Genomic DNA, 16,030 nt, shown 5'->3' on the forward strand with positions numbered 1-16,030 from the left:
CCGGCGGCGCGCTCGCCAAGATGCTGCCTCCCTTCAAGATGGGGGTCGCCGGTCGGCTCGGCGACGGGAAGCAGTACATGAGCTGGATCTCGATCGACGACGAGGTGGGCGCCATTCTGCACGCGCTGGACACCAACCCAATCCGCGGGCCGGTCAATCTCGTCTGTCCCCGGCCGGTGACCAATGCCGAGTTCACCAAAGCGCTCGGGGGCGCGCTCAAGCGCCCCACGATCTTCCCGATGCCCGCCTTCGCCGTGCGGCTCCTTTTCGGGGAAATGGGCGAGACGCTGCTGCTGGCCAGCACCCGCGTCGAGCCGAAGCGCCTGCTGACCTCGAATTACCGGTTTCGTTACCCCGACCTGGATGCGGCGCTGCGGCACCTGCTCCGCAGGACCTGAAACCGTTCGTGTCTTGCCGCCGTATCAACCGGCATGGCTACCCCCCCGGCCATGCCGCGCCCCTCGGGCGTTTCCGGGCGACCTGCGTCCCGCGCCTTCCTGCGATGGACCCTGGCGCTCCTCCTCCCCTGTCTTCTCGCCGCCGCGCCGACAAAGCCCGCATCGCCGAAGCCTGACGCCGCCCCCGAACGCCGTAGCCTTCCGCCGCTCGCGGCTCTGGGCCGGCCGACCGGCGTCAAGATCGTCCTGGTCGGCATCGACGGCGCGACCTTCAAGGTCCTCGATCCGCTGTTGCGCGACGGAAGCCTTCCCAGTCTCCAGAAGCTGATCGCCCGCGGGGCCCGCGGCGTGTTGAAATCGCTTCCTCAGCCGCTCTCGCCGGCCGTCTGGACGACAGTGGTCACGGGACAGGAGCCCGCCGTCCACGGAATTCGCGATTTCCTGGTGCTCCATCCGGGAGCACCCGACGGCAAGACCGCGACGCTGGTGAGCTCCAACGACCGCCGCAGCCTGGCGCTGTGGAACCTGGCAGGCGCTTTCGGAGACACGGTGGGATTCGCGGGATGGTGGGCGACCTGGCCGGCGGAGCCGGTGCGCGGCTGGATCGTCTCCGACCGGATGGCCCGGAGCCGCTTCTCCGAGTGGCACGACGGGACGCCGACCTCCTTGCTGACCTTCCCGCGCAAGCTCGCCTCGGAGCTGGCGCTGTTGCGGGTCGATCCGTCACGACCGCCGCTGGAGGAGATTCGTGACCTGGCGGCGTTCAGCCCCGGCGAGATGGCGGAGTTTCTCGCCGTCAAGAAGCCGATCTTCGCCCACGGGCTGAGCGTGCTCAAGTTCAGCTACTGCGAGCAGCGCACCTACGAGGAGATGTCGCTGCGGATGCTCTCGCGGGAAGTGCCGGATCTGACCGGCATCTACCTGGTCGCCAACGACCCCGTCTCGCACACCTTCTGGCACGATTACGAGCCGCAGAGCTTTTCCGGCGTGCCGCCCGAAGAGGTGAAGCGGCTCGGACGGCTGATCCCGAGCCTCAGCATGCACAACGACCGCTTTCTGGCGCGGCTGCTCAAAACGCTGCCGCGGGACACCGTCGTGATCGTGGTCTCCGACCACGGATTCCAGGCCTCCGGCCGCCTGCCGCAGCCGAGGCCGCCGGATGATTTCCCCGGATCGTTCGAGCAGGCCCATGCCCAGGCCCTCGAGAAGGGGACCATCAGCATCGGCCAGCCGGGAGAGCACGATCACGAAGGGATCTTCATCGCCGCCGGCGGCCCGATTCGACGGGGAGTCTCGGTCGACGCCGACGTCCTCGACATCACGCCGACGATCCTGGCGTTGCTGGGAATGCCGGTCGCCGAGGACATGAAGGGACGCGTCTTGAAGGAGATCCTCCAGCCCGATTTCCTGGAGCGCTATCCGGTGAAGACGATCGCCTCTTACGAAGAGCATCTCAAGCATGAGCTGATCTCCCCCACCGACGGCGACGACCCGGAGAAGCTCGATTTGCTCCGCTCGCTCGGCTACATCAAATAGCTCCGCTCACCCTTCCTCCTCCCCCTCGTCATCGGGAAGGCGATGCAGCGCCGCCAGCGCCCGGGCCCGCGCCTCGGCATGATCCACCACCGGACGCGGATAGCTCTTCCCCAGCCTCACGCGCGCCCGCGACAGGACTTCCTCGGGCGCCTCGAAGGGGCGCTGGATCCAGCGCTTGGGCATGGCGGCCAGCTCCGGCACCCAGCGCCGGATGTAATCTCCCTCCGGATCGAACTTCTCGCCTTGCAGGACCGGGTTGAAGATCCGGAAATAGGGGGCCGCGTCGGCACCGCATCCGGCGCTCCATTGCCAGTTCAGCGAGTTGCTCGCCAGATCGGCGTCCACCAGCGTGTCCCAGAACCAGCGGGCCCCTTCCAGCCAGTGGATGCCGAGGTCCTTGACCAGGAAAGAGGCGGCCACCATGCGCACCCGGTTGTGCATCCAGCCGGTCGCCCACAGCTCGCGCATGCCGGCGTCCACAAGCGGGTAGCCGGTTTCGCCCCGCTGCCAGGCGCGCAGCGCCCGCGGCCGGCGCTCCCAGGGGAACGAGGCGAACTCGGCGCGCATCGGCTTGTCGGTGGTGTGCGGGAAGTGGAACAGCACGTGATGGGCGAACTCGCGCCAGCCGATTTCCCGGAGGTAATCCTCCGAAGCCCGCAGCGCCCCGCCGGCGGAGCGCCGACCGGCCCAATCGTGCAGAACGTGCCAGATGCGCCGCGGGCTGATCTCGCCGAAGTGGAGGTGCGGCGAGAGACGCGAGGTGCCGGGGCGGTCGGGTTGCTCGCGGGTAATCGAATAACCGACGAGATCCTTCTCCACGAACCGATCGTAGGCGGCGCGCGCCCCGGCCTCTCCGGGCTTCCAGGCCTTCTCGAGACCGGCCGTCCAGTGAATCGACGGCAGCAGCTCGAGCGCTGCGAGGGGCGCCGACGCGGGAGCTTCCGCGCCTTCCACCCCCGGCAGGCTTGCGGGAGCAGCGACAGGATGCTCGGGCGCTCGATGCGCCAGACAGTGCCGCCAGAAGGGGGTGAAGACTTTGAACGGCCCTCCAGCGCGGTTGCAGATCTCCCACGGCTCGAAAAGAAGCGCGCCGTTGAAGGCGCGCGCGTCGATCCCTTCTTCTCTCAGCCGCCGCTCGATCGCCCGATCCCGCTGGACGATCAGCGGCTCGAGGCGGCGGTTCCAGAATACCGCTTCCGCTCCTGTCTCACGGCGCAGATCCTGCAAGACGGCGAGCGCGGGGCCGTGCCGCACCACCAGCCGCGAGCCGAGAGCCCGCAGCGATTCGTCCAGTGACGCCAGCGAATGATGCAGCCACCAGCGCGAGGCGGCGCCCGGGGACCAGCTCCCCTCCTCTTCCGGCGACCAGACGAACAGCGGGACCACCCCAGCGCCGCGTTCGATCGCCGCCTGCAGGGCGGGGTTGTCCTCCAGCCGGAGGTCCTGCCGGAACCAGACGAGGGCGGGGGCCGTCATGCGCTCATCTTACGCCCATGGCGGTCCCGCGGAATCGCCGGACCGGCGCGATTGTCTTGCGGCTGAGTTGCGTGTTTAATGAGGTCCCTGGAGCCAATTCCAAACCCCCTGCTCACAAGGAAGGAGAGGACCATGCCAACGCGGACGTCGAGCGCCGCCTGGAAAGGCGGCTTGAAGACGGGATCGGGAACGGTAAAGGTCGGGAAGGTCTACGAAGGAAGCTATTCGTTCCCGTCGCGCTTCGAGGAAGGAGCCGGCACCAATCCCGAGGAGATGCTGGCGGCCGCCCACGCCGCCTGCCTGAGCATGGCGCTGGCGGCGGGGCTGGAGCGCGCCGGGACCCCGGCAACCGAGATTTCCACCCGGGCTTCCGCGACTCTGGAGAAAGTCGGCGAAGCGTTCCGCATCACGAAGATGCGCCTGGAGGTGCGCGGCAGCGTGCCGGGGATCGCCGCGGCCGCCTTCAAGGAAGCCGCCGAGAAGGCGAAAGAGGGGTGTCCCGTCTCCAACGCCTTCAAGAACAACATGACGATCGAGATGGAAGTGATGCTCGAGGGATGATTACTTCTTGATCTCCAGGAGCTCGACTTCGAACACCAGGGTGGCGCCGCCCGGAATGCGGGGCGGCCTTCCCTGGTCCCCGTAGGCCACGTCCGAAGGGCAGACGAGCTGCGCCTTCTCCCCCACCTTCATCTTCTGCAAGCCCTGGGTCCAGCAGGGAATCACGCCGGTCAGCGCGAACTCGGCCGGCTGGCCCCGCTGCACCGAGCTGTCGAAGACCGAGCCGTCGGTGAGCTTACCGGTGTAGTGCACCTTCACCGTGTCGGTGGGCTTGGGGCTGTCGCCCTTCCCCGGGGTCAGCGTCTTGATGATGATGCCCGATTCGGTCTTGACGGCCCCCGACTCCTTCTCCGCCTGGGCCAGGAAGTCGGCTGACTTCTTCTTTTCGGCATCGGCGGCGGCGGTGGCCCGGCCGCGCGCGAACTCCTGGATCTGGGCGGCCCGGCTCTGCGGATCGACCTCGGGAGTCTTGCCCAGCGCCGCATCCTTGAAGCCGCGGGTCATCGTCTCGATCTGCTCCGGGGTGAGGGACATCGACTTCACGTTCCCCCCGAGCATCACGCCCATGGCGTAAACCGTCTTGTCGTCCTCGGTGAGGAGCTGTCCGTTCCCGCCGGTGGTCTTCGTGGCATCACTCCCCTTGCACCCTGCCAGGACGGCCATCCCTGCCAGGACCGCGACCATCGCCAGCTTTCTCATAGTCTCCTTTCGTGCTGGGACGTCGATTCATCCCGTCCCGCTGCGTTGCACCACGTCTTCCATGATGCCCGCCACACCGGTTTCCGGCACGACGAATAGTCGCCGGGCGGGCGGCGCACTATACATTTCCTTTGGCGCCCCCGGCAACCGGGCTCTCCCAGACCAGCCCAATCGTTTCGTACCCCTGCCCCGGATGGCGCTGGCGCGCGTCCTGTTCCGGAATGGGAACGGGGTAGCGCGGATCTCCCAGAAGCCGCAGCCGGGAAGCCTCCAGCAGCCGGCGATAGACCTGCGCGTCGGCTTCCTGGGGAGTCATGTCCTCGGTGATCACCAGGAAGCCCCCCGGCTTCAGGACCCGCTCCATCTCGTTGAGACAGCTCGCCCAGGCCTCCTGCGGAATGTGCTCGATGACCGAAAGACAGAAGACGCGATCGAAATGCCCATCGGGAAAGGTGAGCTTGTCGGCACGGTCGGCGACGAAGCGGATCGGATGGACCCGATCGGCCTCGGGAAGTCCCCAGACCGAATGGATGCCGGCGGCCCGGAACAGGACCTTCTTGATCATCGAGCGGGCGTTCTGACCGAGCGTGCGCTCCCGGTCGTAGACGCATCCCGCCCCCTCGTTCAGCGAGGGATCGGCCACGACGCATTCGTACCCTCGTCCCGCCAGGTAGTAGGCGAAGGCGCTGCCGCCACCGCCCACGTCCAGAATCCGGGCGGGCGGGGTGGGAAGCCGTGCCGCCAGGATCGCCCAGGGATATTCCCAGGAACGCGACCAGTGGTCGAAGCCGGTGTAGCTCTTGAGCCGCGCGCTGCGCAGCAGTAATGGCCGGAACCAGGCAGGCTGCATGCCTAAGGCGATGGCGCGCATCGCCTGGTGGAGGGATTGGAACTCCTCTCGCGCGCAGTCCCGCATGTCCAGAAGACGGGAAGTCTCCATCCGGGCCGCTTGCGGCGAAGTTGCGAGAGGCTGTGTTCCAGAGATCGTCACGTCGCTCCCGGAGGACGACGGCTCCGACAAGGTGCCGCCGTACGGATAGCACATCGAGCGGCGCTTATCGTCCCCGAGGCGGCCCCGCATGTCAACGCGATTCAGCCAAGGCCCTCGATCCATCCCGGCTTGCGGCGTTGCGTCTCGCCTGCGTAACGCCATGGTGCGCGGCGCTTCGTCGGTGGAGCGGCCCATGGGCCGCGGCTTGCAATCCGGCGGCTCGACGGCCGATCTTGGCTTTTTCCGATAGGCAGTCTTTAGCGGGTCGCGGCCGAATCCGCCCAGCCGTAGGCGGTAAGGAACCGCAGCAACCGCGGGTCCTCCGTGGAGACGGCGGGAATCCAGACCCCGAGCGGGCGGCGATCCCACCAGGCTCCCGTCGGATTCCCTGGCGGCGCAAAGTGGTACTCATACAGCATCGCGCGGATGAAGCGCGGCGGCGCGTCGGGAAACGGGTTCCCGGCCAGCAGGCTCAGGGCTCCGGAATCGTTGTGCAGCAGCTTCCAGATCAGATGCAGCGTCCAGGGATAGCGGTCCGGGGAGGACATTGCCGCGAACCAGATCTGCCAGTCGATGCGCGGCTGATAGGGGGAGATGATGCAGGGCCTGCGCTGCGGATCTCCCGGCTTGCAGACGAACTCGTAGTCCCGCCAGACAGAAGTCTCGGCCGGTGCGGTGTCGGAGGTCCCCTGGAAGACAATCTCCCGGCGGATCTTGCCGACGCTGCCGAAAGCGCCATAGGTGTTCACCAGCTCCAGCCGGTCGAAGGAGGTGTTCATCGCCTGCCTCTCGGAGAGGAGGTTGCTCACCACGTTGATGCTGAGAACGGCGACCAGGGCCACCAGCGTCATCGCCATCCAGCGCTGGGAGCGCGACGCTCGCGCTTCGAGCCGGGCCCGCTCCGCCCGCCGCACGATCCATCCCGGCAGCACCTTGCACAGCAAGCCGTCATCGAAGCAGGCGAGGATCGGCACGATCGTCAGGTAATTGAGGAAGGAGAGATTGCCGCTCGCAATCAGGAACAGCTGAAAGGCGAGCAGGACGCTCCCCGCGACATGCCGCGCCCGGCGCGGGCCGAAGGCGAACCAGGGGGCGACCATCTCGGCGAAGTGATTGAACAGCACCCCGAGCTTGTGGAACCAGAGGGGCATGAAGTGCAGGGTGCGGCTGAGGGGGTTCGGGATCGGCTGGGTTTCGTAGTGGGTCGTCAGGCAGGTCAGATCGCGCCAGCAGGGGTCGCCCCGCATCTTGATCAGCCCGGCCCCCAGCATGATGCGGAAGATCAGCCAGCGGAACAGCACCAGGACCGGAATCGACGGCGGACGCGACGGGAAGGGGCGAGGGTCGAGCAAAGGACAGAGGAAGATCCCCAGGAACCCGGTTTCGAGGAGCTGGATCTCCCATCCATACCCATACCAATCCTGCCCGACATGCACGAAGGACATGTAGAGGGCCCAGAGGAGCGCCATGATCAGGGCATTGGCGTATCCCGCCAGCACCAGCAGCGAAAGCGCCGCCCCGATCCAGGCCACCCCGGCCAGCCACGCATCGGATGAGTCGGCCCAGAAGAGGCTCGGAAACTGCAGGAAGCCTTCCATGCGCGAGCCGAAGTGCGACTCGACCCGGCTCAGGAAGTGGTTCAACGGAAGCAGTCCATGGCTGCCGATGAGCGGGACGATCTGCCGGACGGCGCACAGGAAGGCCACCAGGTAGATTCCGCCCAGGAGCCGAAGGATCAGGAAGCGGGTCAGCCAGTAGGTGGGAGCGGAGCTTTCGGGCGGTGGAAAGAGTGGGTCCAGGAAATCGCTCAAGCGGCTCAAGGGGCGAGCGGGAGAGAATCCAGGGAATCCAGCCTGCCGACGGGGTAGAGTCCCATGCGCGAATCCCACCAGGGAGAGCGCCGGTGGAAGAAGGCGAGGCGGGCCTGCGGGTCGGCGGCGAATTCCTTGTCGCCGGCAATCTTCCGCTCGAACTCCTCCTTCAGCTTCGGGTCCTTCGCGAGCATGTCCCTTGCCAGCTTCTCCAGGACATAGCTCTCGCCGTATTCCTTCTGCTCGAAGACGGCGTTGAAGAAGCCCCAGGCCATCGCCGAATCGGGAGCCTCGGGCTCGAGGAAATGGATGGCGACTCTCGCGGCCGCCTGATCCAGGGGAACCACGACGGAGCCCTTCGGAAAGGAGATCGTCTCGCGCACGGCGCTGCAGGATCCCTGCGAGCCTTCTCCTTCCCGCGCCTCGACCGGAACGAACAGCACCTGGCGCCCTTCGAACGAGCTGGCCTGCCACTTCAGCCCCTCGCAGCGGTAGGTCCCCACCTCGCCGCTCCAGGGGGCCGAGGTGCGCCGCATCGTCAGCCCGTGCGCTTCGAGCACCCCGATGACCGCCTTCCACTGGGCCGGCACGATGTAGGCGCGCGGCGGAACGACCGTCTTGGCAATCTTCACGCCGGCCGTGCGCGGCACCGTGATTTCCTTCAGAGCCGGGAGATAGCTGATCTCGATGCCACCGGAGATTTCGCTCGTGGCGCGCCGGTAGTCGTGGCTCGGGTAGAGGAAATCCTGCGTCTCCTTCGTCGCCTCCAGCCGGATGGGGTACGGACTCCTGCCGGTCGCTTTGCCTCCCTCCGCGATCGTGGCGGCATCGGCTTCGCGGTTCATCGCCACCAGCTTGGCGGCGTCCCGATTGATAGCTTCCAGCAGCGCCCGCAGCAGCTCGTAGTTCCCGGTGACCCGCGTCTTGTAGTCCTTCAGCATGTGCAGCTCCACCAGCATGCCGGGGCGGTTGCGCAGGATGGTGTAGCCGGTGGAATAGCGTGGTGTGTCGGGGAAGACCGCCAGTCCCTCCGCCGGATCGGAATCATCGCGCAGGAAGACGAGCGGCCCGATGGCGTGTCCCGACTCCTTCACCGACCTGTCGAGATACGGACCGAGAACCGTTTTCTGCCATTCGGCCAGCGCGGGGAAGACATCGGGGGTTGTGTCGAGATTGTAGGTGACATCGTAGAGGTAGTCGGCGCCGTCGGTGACGTGATCGTCCACGAAGAAATCGGGATTCCAGCGGTCCCAGAGCTTCAGGAAGGCGCGCGTCTCGGGGGCGTCGGCCTTCAGGTAGTCGCGGTTCAGGTTCAGGTTCATCGCCTGGGTGCGCCATCCCATCTCCTCGGGACCGTTCTGATTGATGCGGTTGAAGGCACCGAAGCGCTCGTGGCCGTCGGCGTTGTAGATCGGGATGACGACCACCACCGCACGCTCCAGCAGCGCCGCTTTTTCCTTGGTGACGGTCATGTCGCGCAGCAGGGCGAGGCAGGAGTCCTTGCCGTCCATCTCTCCGGCATGGATCGAATTCTGGATCAGGACGACGGGGCGGCCGGCCCGGCGGATCTTCGCGGGATCGAAGGTTCCGTCGCCGGAGGCGATGACGGCGACCAGGTCACGCCCTTCGCCGGTCGTGCCGAAGCTCTCGATTTTCAGTCGGGACGGAGCCGCCGCGGCCAGGCGCTTCAGGTAGGCCATCGTCTCGGCGTAGCGCGGCGTCTTGCGGTATTCGGAGATCTCGGCTGGTGTGCGCCAGTCGTCGCGGCCGGCAGCCGAAGGGGTCTTGGGCGCGGCCACCAGGCCTGCCAGCGCGCCGGCGGCCATCGCCAGGGCCACGGCCGGATAGGGAGCCGGCAGCCGGAGCCGGATCTTCACGATTCCTTCTCCACGCGCATCTTCTCCTGGGGAATCGGCGCCGACTCTAACCTGAGGCCGAGCAAGGCTGCAAGCGATTGGCCGTCACAGCGGGGGGCGGCTGTTCCGACCGTAGCCGGTCAGCTCCATGTACCCTTCGCCCACGATCGCGCCGCGGGATCGCACGCGCACCGCGCCTTCCCAATAAGCAAGGTTGGCGGAGCGCCGCGCCACATTCTCCTGGTCCGCCAGCTCCGGCTCGACCTCGAGCGTCAAGCCTGCGCTGGGAATCTCGAGGATCCAGCGCGCCGGATAGACGGCCCCGGTGTGCGGACTGGTCCAGGTTTCGACGCTGCGCCCCGACCAGTCGGCCGGCTCCAGGTAGCGGGGCTTTCCCGCGGCGTCGACGATGGTTCCCCGGCGGAAGCTTCCGCCGCCCGATTTCTGCCGCAGCCGGTAGAGCATCAGGTCGCGCCCATCCTCGAGCCGCAGCCCGAACCAGTCCCAGCCTTCCTGGTCCTCGGCCAGCGCCGTGGTGCTCATCTCGCGATCCATCCAGCTCGTGCCGCGCACCGGAATGCTCCGTCCCTCCAGGGTGAGGGTGCCGCGCGTCTCGAGGCGGGTGAAGCTGTAATACAGGCTCGCGGCGTCCGCCGTGTCTCCTTTGCGGCTGTAGCCGCCGGGACCCTCGAGAACCAGCGGCTTCAGGGGGCGGGTCGACAGGTCGAAAGCCAGCCCGCGCACCTCGTCGCGCATGCGGAAGTCGAACCCTTCGCCGTTCCAGCGCAGCTCCCAGGGCTCCGAAGTGCCGGGCGGCGCCAGGCTCCAGGCGAGCCGCGGCTCGGGAAAGATCGAGAACCCGGCCAGCAGCGGAATGTCGCGGTACAGGACATCGCTGAACCGATGCCGTGCGGCGGAAAGATCGGCCGCCGCCGCATGCCCCATGAAGAGCTGCCCGGCGCTCCATCGCGAATCGAGCGGCGGCTTTTCCGGGACGAGCCCGATCCGGAAGACGGTGAACTGGTAGCCGAAGCGCCGCCCTCCGCCGCTCGCCTCTTCCAGGATCCCGGTGAAATACCACCATTCGTTGCGGAACTCCGGATGCGCCCAGTGGTCGCGCGGGAACGACCAGACGTTCCCCGGCGCGGCGCCGTGCCAGTCGCCGGACAGCAATCCGACGGCCCCCACGCAGAGGAGGATGCACAGCGCGGCGGCTTTACCGATCCTCACGGCTCAGCTCCACGGCGGGGGTGCGGGCGGCGCGCAGGGCCGGGTAGAGGCTCGCGGCGATCGCGCAGGCGAGCAGGAGCGCCGCGTCGGCAGCCACCGAAGCCGCCGGGAAGTGGAGCGCGATGGTCCAGCCGAAATAGGCCCGGTTGATGCCATAGATCAGGATCAGCGCCAGCGCCATGCCGCCGGCCGAGCCGGCCGCAAGGGAAAAGCCCGCCAGTCCCATCCCTTTCCCGAGAAAGACCCGGAAGATCTGCGGGCGAGAGGCGCCGAGGGCGCGGTAGAGGGCGAGCTCGGCGACCTGCTCGCGCGCCAGGACCAGCAGCGTGAGGGTCACGCCGCAGACGGCGATGAGCAACCCCATCGCCCGCAGCAATCGGGTGACCGCGAAGGTGTCGTCGAAGATCGCCAGGATGCGCTGGCGCAGCTCGCGGTTGCTGCGGATGCGCAGCCCGCGTCCCGCCAGCTCGGCCTGCAGCCGGCCGGCCACCGATTCCGCATCGGCGCCGGGCTTCAGGTAGAGCGCCATGTTGTTGATGGGCCCCTCGCCGAAGAGCTTCGCGAAGGTCTTGAGATCGACCGCCGCCGATCCCTGCTCGCTGCCGTAGTCGTAGTAGACGCCGGCAATCGGCAGCCTGCGCTCCCCTTCGGCGGCTACGATGCGCGGCCGGTCCCCACGGCGCAGCCCCGCCTTGCGCGCCAGCGGCTCCCCCACCAGGATCGCCCCCTCGTCCCGGGCGCGCCGCAGCGCTTCACGCGCATCGCCTTCCAGCAGCGCGAAGCGCGAGGCCCCCTCGCGAAGCTCCATGTCGACGCCGATCACCGAGACGCGGCGCCCTTCGATCTCGGTGAAGGTTTGCCGCAGCCGATCGATGGCACGCACTTCCGCTCTTCCCTGCAGGGCCGCCAGCGTCGCGGCATCGATTCCGGCCTCGCCACGCGCCCGGCTGTACGATTCGGTGGAGACGTAGACGTCGGCCCGGATGGTGGCGTCGACCCACAGCTCGAGCGTCCGCCGGAAGCTGCCGATCATCACCGTGATCCCGACCAGCATGCTCACCGTCACCGTCAGCGCCGCGGCCGCCACCGCCGTGATCCCGAGGCTGCGCCCCAGGCTGCGGACCCCGTAGGCGAGCGCGAAGGCGTTGCTGCGCATCCAGCTGCTGGAGAGCTCGAGCAGATAGGGGCTCATCAGCGGCAGCGCCAGCAGCACGGCCACGCCCACCACGAATCCGGCGGGCTTCAGATGGGATCCGAACGTCGCGTACCAGATCAAAGCCGACCCGGCCAGGATCACTCCGGCGATCAGCAGGGCCGGGGCCGCCGCCCCCACCCGCTCGTGCAGGCGATAGCCCGACAGCAGGCTGCGGGCGTCCTTGCGGCTCATCTCCCAGCAGGGCGCCACCGATCCGGCAAGCGCGGCCGCGAGTCCCAGCACCGCCGAGAGCACCAGCAATCCCGGTGGGACCGAGAGGTGCTCCACCGACTGGAGCAAGTAGAGGTTCGACAGCGTCGCGCTGACGCTTTTCACGTTGGCGCGCGCCGCCGCGACTCCGAGCGGCAGGCCGATCGCCACTCCCGCGAGCGAGAGGACTCCGACCTCCGCCAGGATCAGCCCGGCGACCTGCCCGCGCCCCGCCCCCAGCGAGCGCAGCAACCCGAACTCCGCACGGCGGCGCAGCAGCGAGGCCTGGATGCTGGCGTAGACCAGGAAGGTGCCGACAAAGAGGCTCACCAGGCTCAATGCGGTCAGGTTCAGCCGGAAGGCGCTGAGCAGCCCCAGGGCCTGGGAGCGCCGCTGCTCCGGCGTTTCGATGCGGACGCCGGGTCCCAGGCTCCGCCGCAGGCGCTGCGCCAGCTCCCTTCCCGCGGCGCCTGCCGCGCTGCGGATCTCCACCTGATCGATCTCGCCCGCTCTCCCCAGGAGCGCCTGCGCCTGGGCGATGTCCATCACCGCCAGTCCCGGACCGGCCAGCGGCGCGATTCTCTGAAAATCCACCAGGGCGCCGACCTTGAGCTGGAGGCGCCGGCTTCCGGAGGTCGCCTCGAAGGCGTCCCCGACTTTCCAGCCGCGCGCCGCGGCCAGCTTCGGCGTCAGCGCAATCCATCCCGGCTCTGACAGCGCCGCCGCCAGGTCCTTCGGCGTCTCCTTCCAGGGAACCGATCGGGCGGCGTAGAGATCCAGTCCGACGATCTCGAGGAAGGCGCCGTCACTTTGCGGCAGGGCAACCGAAGTGCGCAGCACCGGCCATGCGGCCGCCACGCCGCGCGTGCCCAGGACCTTGGGAAAGATCTCCTCCGCGAGGCGGGGGCCCCGCGCGGCGACGGTGAGATCCGATTCCCCCGACACCGCCTGCGCGCTCGCTTCGAAAGCCTGCAAGGCGCTGCGGTTGAGGATCTGGATCGACAGGGCCGAGGCGACGCCCAGGGCCACCCCGGCGAGCGTGAGGAGGAAAAGAACGGGACCGGCCCGCAGGCGCTCCGCCAGGCCGCGCAGGACCAGGCGGATCATGCCGGCCTCGGGGAAGCCGTGGGGCCCCCTGCCGGCTCGAGCAGTCCGCTGCGCAGCCTCCAACGCTCGTCGGATAGGTCGGCGAGCTCGCGGCTGTGGGTCACGAACAGCAGCGTCGTCCCCTCCGTTCGCGACAGCTCGAACAGCAGCGCCATCACGCTGCGGCCGTTCTCATCGTCCAAAGCACCGGTCGGCTCATCGGCCAGCAGCAGCTTCGGCCGCCGCAGCAGGGCGCGGCAGATCGCCACCCGCTGCATCTCGCCGCCGCTGAGCCTGCCTACCGGCTCGCCCGAGCGGCCCTGCAGCCCGACGCGCTCCAGCAGCTCCAGTCCCCGCCGCCTCGTCTCGCTCCCGTTGCGCGAGGAGGCGATCCAGGCGGGGAGCAGAACATTGTCGAGCACGCTCAGGTGCGAGAGGAGATGGAAGAACTGGAAGACCAGGCCGATCGAATCGCGACGCGCCAGGGTGCGCTCGCGCTCGCTCATCGCCCCCAGGTCACGGCCGAACAGGAGCACGGTCCCTTTCGAGGGACTTTCGATCCCGGCGGAGAGGTGGATGAGCGTCGACTTGCCGCTGCCGCTGCGGCCGATCATCGCCACCGTGCGGCCGGGAGGAATGGAGAAGGAAACGTGCCGCAGCGCCTCCAGAGGGGCGCCGGATTCGCGGGAGTAGGTCTTGGAAACGTCGCGGAACTCGAGCGCGAGGGGGAAGTTTTCCGTCGCCATGCCGCGGATCCGCCGGCAATCCGTCCGAAGAAGCCGGAACTATAACGCCCGGATGGGTATCGGGCAAACCTGCTCGTGTTGCGTATCAGGAATCGAGTGAACACCGAGGCCGTCGAGCCGCCCGGATCGCAAGGCGCGTCGAAGCGCCGCGTACCCAAGCGGTACGCAAGCGAGAGGCAACGCAGCGAGGCGGGATGGATCGGCGGGCCGAATGTAACGCGATTTCTGGTACGCGACACTAGTGCATCGGAACGGGGCTCAGCGGGAGGCGTCGGCGCGGGGTTCGGTTTCGCCGGATCGCGGGGCGGCCATCTGGGTGATGCGGGCGCAAGCGCGCTGGAAGCGCTTCGTGAGGTCGCGGCGGACCTCGGGAGGCACGTGGCCGACCTTCTGCCACGCGCCCTGAGCCTTGCGGACTTCCTCCTGGGCCGCGCGCAGCTGCGTGTCTTCGGCGATTTTCCCGCCGATGGTGTTGGCGGCCATCGCCTCGACCCACATCGTCGCCAGCCGCGTCGCCGGCGAAAGGTGCGAAGCGTCGAGATTGTTCCTCTCGGGAAGCAGCTTCTCGACCCTCTCCACGATCTCCTCCAGCATCTCCCGGTTCCTGCGGGTGTCGAAGGCGGAGCCCGCGAGCCGATCGGGGAAGGCGGCAATGACACGCTCGAGGGCGCCGCGATAGCGCTCCTCCCAGGGGGACATCAGCCTGGGGGGAAGGGGCGGGGCCTCTTCCCAGGCCTGCCCGAGCTGCCGCAGCAGCTCCGGGAGATCCTCGCCGGGGCCGGATTCGCCGCCGGCGCCGAGCGCCTCCAGGCGGGCGCACAGCTCCTCGCGCCGCGCGGTGCGCTGCTCCTGCTCGATCTCGTGCCGCCGCTTGTAGCGCATGAAGAAGCGATCGCACGCCTCCCGGAAGCGCTTCCAGCTGGCCTCCGAGTCCTTGCCCCCGACCGGGCCGATCAGCTTCCAGTCCTTCTGCAGCTGCTTGAGCTCCGTCGCGGTGGCGTCCCACTCGGACGAATCGGCCAGGGTCTCGGCTTTCTCGCACAGGCTCTCGCGCGCTTTCAGATTGTTGGCCCAGTCGGCCTTGCGCGCCTTGAGGTCCTCCTTGCGCCGCGTGAAGAAGCGATCGCACGCACCCCGGAAGCGCAGCCACAGGGCGCGGTCCCGCGCCGGACCGGCGGAGCCGGCGCCCTTCCAGTCGGCCTGCAGACGCTTGAGCGCCTCCGCCGTCGTCTTCCATTCGAGCGACGCTTCCAGCGCCTCGGCCTGCCGGCAGATCTCCTCTTTGCGGCCCCCCGCTTCGCCGGTGATCGCCTCCAGGCGGATACGCACCGCGTCGCGCGCCGCCTTGAAGCGCGTCCAGAGCTGCTGCGATTTCTCGCGCGACACCGTGCCGGCCTGGCGCCAGCGGTTCTGGATTTCCTGCAGCCGCCGCGAGGCCTCCGCCGGATCGGCCAGATCCTTGAGCGACTCGGCGGCAGTGCACAGCTCCTCCTGGACCGACTCGTTGGCCCAGAGCTTCCACCCTTCGCTTTCCCGCAGCTCCGTGAGCTTGGGGGCGAGAGCTTCCTGAAGTCCGTGCAGGCGCTTCATCAAGGCCGAGCGCTCCTTCGTGGAGGAGCGCTCGCCGGGCCGCTCCAGGGCTTGCTGAATCTCGCGCAGCAGCTTCTCGACTGCTTTCAGCGTCGGCGCCGATGAGGCCACCAGCTTGTCGGCGCGCACGGCGATCTGCTCCAGGCGGCGCTGCGCTTCTTTCTCCCGGCGCTCCTTCTCGGCCCGCCGGCTTTCCTTCTCTTCCTGCGCCCGTCGTGTCCCCTGCTCCGCGCCCCAGGCGGACTGTCTTGCTGCGGCATGGGCGCAGGCTTCGGCGAAGCGCTCCGCGAGGGTTTCTCCTTCCGCCGAATCGAGGGCGCGCAGCCGGTCCCACTCGGAGCGGGCCTCGGGCAGCCCCACCTCGAGATCGGCCCCCTGCAGCGCCTCGATGCGCCGGATCAGCTCCAGGCGCGGCGTCACCTTCTCCTCGATCTCCCGGGCGCGCTCCTGCTCCGCCGCGCGGCGCCGGGAGGCTTCCTCGATCCGCTGCTCGCGGTTCTCGCGGGCGGCGCGCCAGGCCGCCTCGAAGCGCTCCTCGAAATCAGCGTCGACGTCGGGAATCAAATCGATCCATTCCCCGCGCAGCTGCTCGATTCTCTCCAGCAGCCCCTCGGGCTCGGCGGCGGCCAGCAGCTCCATCGCCTC

12 protein-coding genes are annotated in these 16,030 nt (G+C 68.3%); 3 read left to right on the forward strand and 9 right to left on the reverse strand.

Going from position 1 to position 16,030, the window contains the following annotated elements; all coding sequences use genetic code 11:
- Positions 1-398, forward strand: a 398-nt coding sequence (locus VFW45_01150; GenBank protein HEU5179372.1) for a DUF1731 domain-containing protein, incomplete at its 5' end; no start/stop codon positions are given.
- Between the two features lie 33 nt (positions 399-431).
- The gene (locus tag VFW45_01155; GenBank protein ID HEU5179373.1) at positions 432-1,934 is read left to right on the forward strand and encodes an alkaline phosphatase family protein; all 1,503 of its coding nucleotides are present in this window, start codon (positions 432-434) and stop codon (positions 1,932-1,934) included.
- 6 nt (positions 1,935-1,940) lie between these two features.
- On the opposite strand, the gene VFW45_01160 is transcribed toward VFW45_01155, so the two are convergent.
- Positions 1,941-3,410, reverse strand: coding sequence for a deoxyribodipyrimidine photo-lyase (locus VFW45_01160; protein HEU5179374.1), 1,470 nt, complete (start codon positions 3,408-3,410; stop codon positions 1,941-1,943).
- A gap of 132 nt (positions 3,411-3,542) precedes the next feature.
- On the opposite strand from VFW45_01160, the gene VFW45_01165 reads away from it, so the two are divergent.
- Positions 3,543-3,971 carry an OsmC family peroxiredoxin gene (locus VFW45_01165; GenBank protein ID HEU5179375.1) on the forward strand — a complete coding sequence of 143 codons (429 nt, stop codon included), beginning with the start codon at positions 3,543-3,545 and terminating at the stop codon, positions 3,969-3,971.
- On the opposite strand, the gene VFW45_01170 is transcribed toward VFW45_01165, so the two are convergent.
- The 8 genes from VFW45_01170 to VFW45_01205 form a co-directional block, all read right to left on the reverse strand.
- Positions 3,972-4,670, reverse strand: coding sequence for an FKBP-type peptidyl-prolyl cis-trans isomerase (locus tag VFW45_01170; GenBank protein ID HEU5179376.1), 699 nt, complete (start codon positions 4,668-4,670; stop codon positions 3,972-3,974).
- Positions 4,671-4,788: 118 nt separating this feature from the next.
- Positions 4,789-5,610 carry a class I SAM-dependent methyltransferase gene (locus VFW45_01175; protein HEU5179377.1) on the reverse strand — a complete coding sequence of 274 codons (822 nt, stop codon included), beginning with the start codon at positions 5,608-5,610 and terminating at the stop codon, positions 4,789-4,791.
- Positions 5,611-5,918: 308 nt separating this feature from the next.
- Positions 5,919-7,472, reverse strand: a complete 1,554-nt coding sequence (locus VFW45_01180; protein ID HEU5179378.1) for a lipase maturation factor family protein — start codon at positions 7,470-7,472, stop codon at positions 5,919-5,921.
- Positions 7,473-7,477: 5 nt separating this feature from the next.
- A complete protein-coding gene (locus VFW45_01185; protein ID HEU5179379.1) occupies positions 7,478-9,349 on the reverse strand; it encodes a M14 family metallopeptidase in 1,872 nt (623 codons plus the stop codon).
- A gap of 84 nt (positions 9,350-9,433) precedes the next feature.
- Positions 9,434-10,558, reverse strand: coding sequence for a lipocalin family protein (locus VFW45_01190; GenBank protein HEU5179380.1), 1,125 nt, complete (start codon positions 10,556-10,558; stop codon positions 9,434-9,436).
- Positions 10,545-13,070, reverse strand: a complete 2,526-nt coding sequence (locus VFW45_01195) for an FtsX-like permease family protein (protein ID HEU5179381.1) — start codon at positions 13,068-13,070, stop codon at positions 10,545-10,547. Before VFW45_01195 ends, VFW45_01190 begins: the two co-directional genes overlap by 14 nt.
- Complete coding sequence (locus VFW45_01200; protein ID HEU5179382.1) at positions 13,067-13,795, reverse strand: ABC transporter ATP-binding protein; 729 nt, start codon at positions 13,793-13,795, stop codon at positions 13,067-13,069. Before VFW45_01200 ends, VFW45_01195 begins: the two co-directional genes overlap by 4 nt.
- Before the next feature lie 258 nt (positions 13,796-14,053).
- Positions 14,054-16,030 (reverse strand): DUF349 domain-containing protein (locus VFW45_01205; protein HEU5179383.1); only part of this gene is annotated, 1,977 nt, incomplete at its 5' end.

It is taken from the genome of Candidatus Polarisedimenticolia bacterium (genome assembly GCA_035764505.1).
In the GTDB taxonomy this organism is placed as follows: domain Bacteria; phylum Acidobacteriota; class Polarisedimenticolia; order Gp22-AA2; family AA152; genus AA152.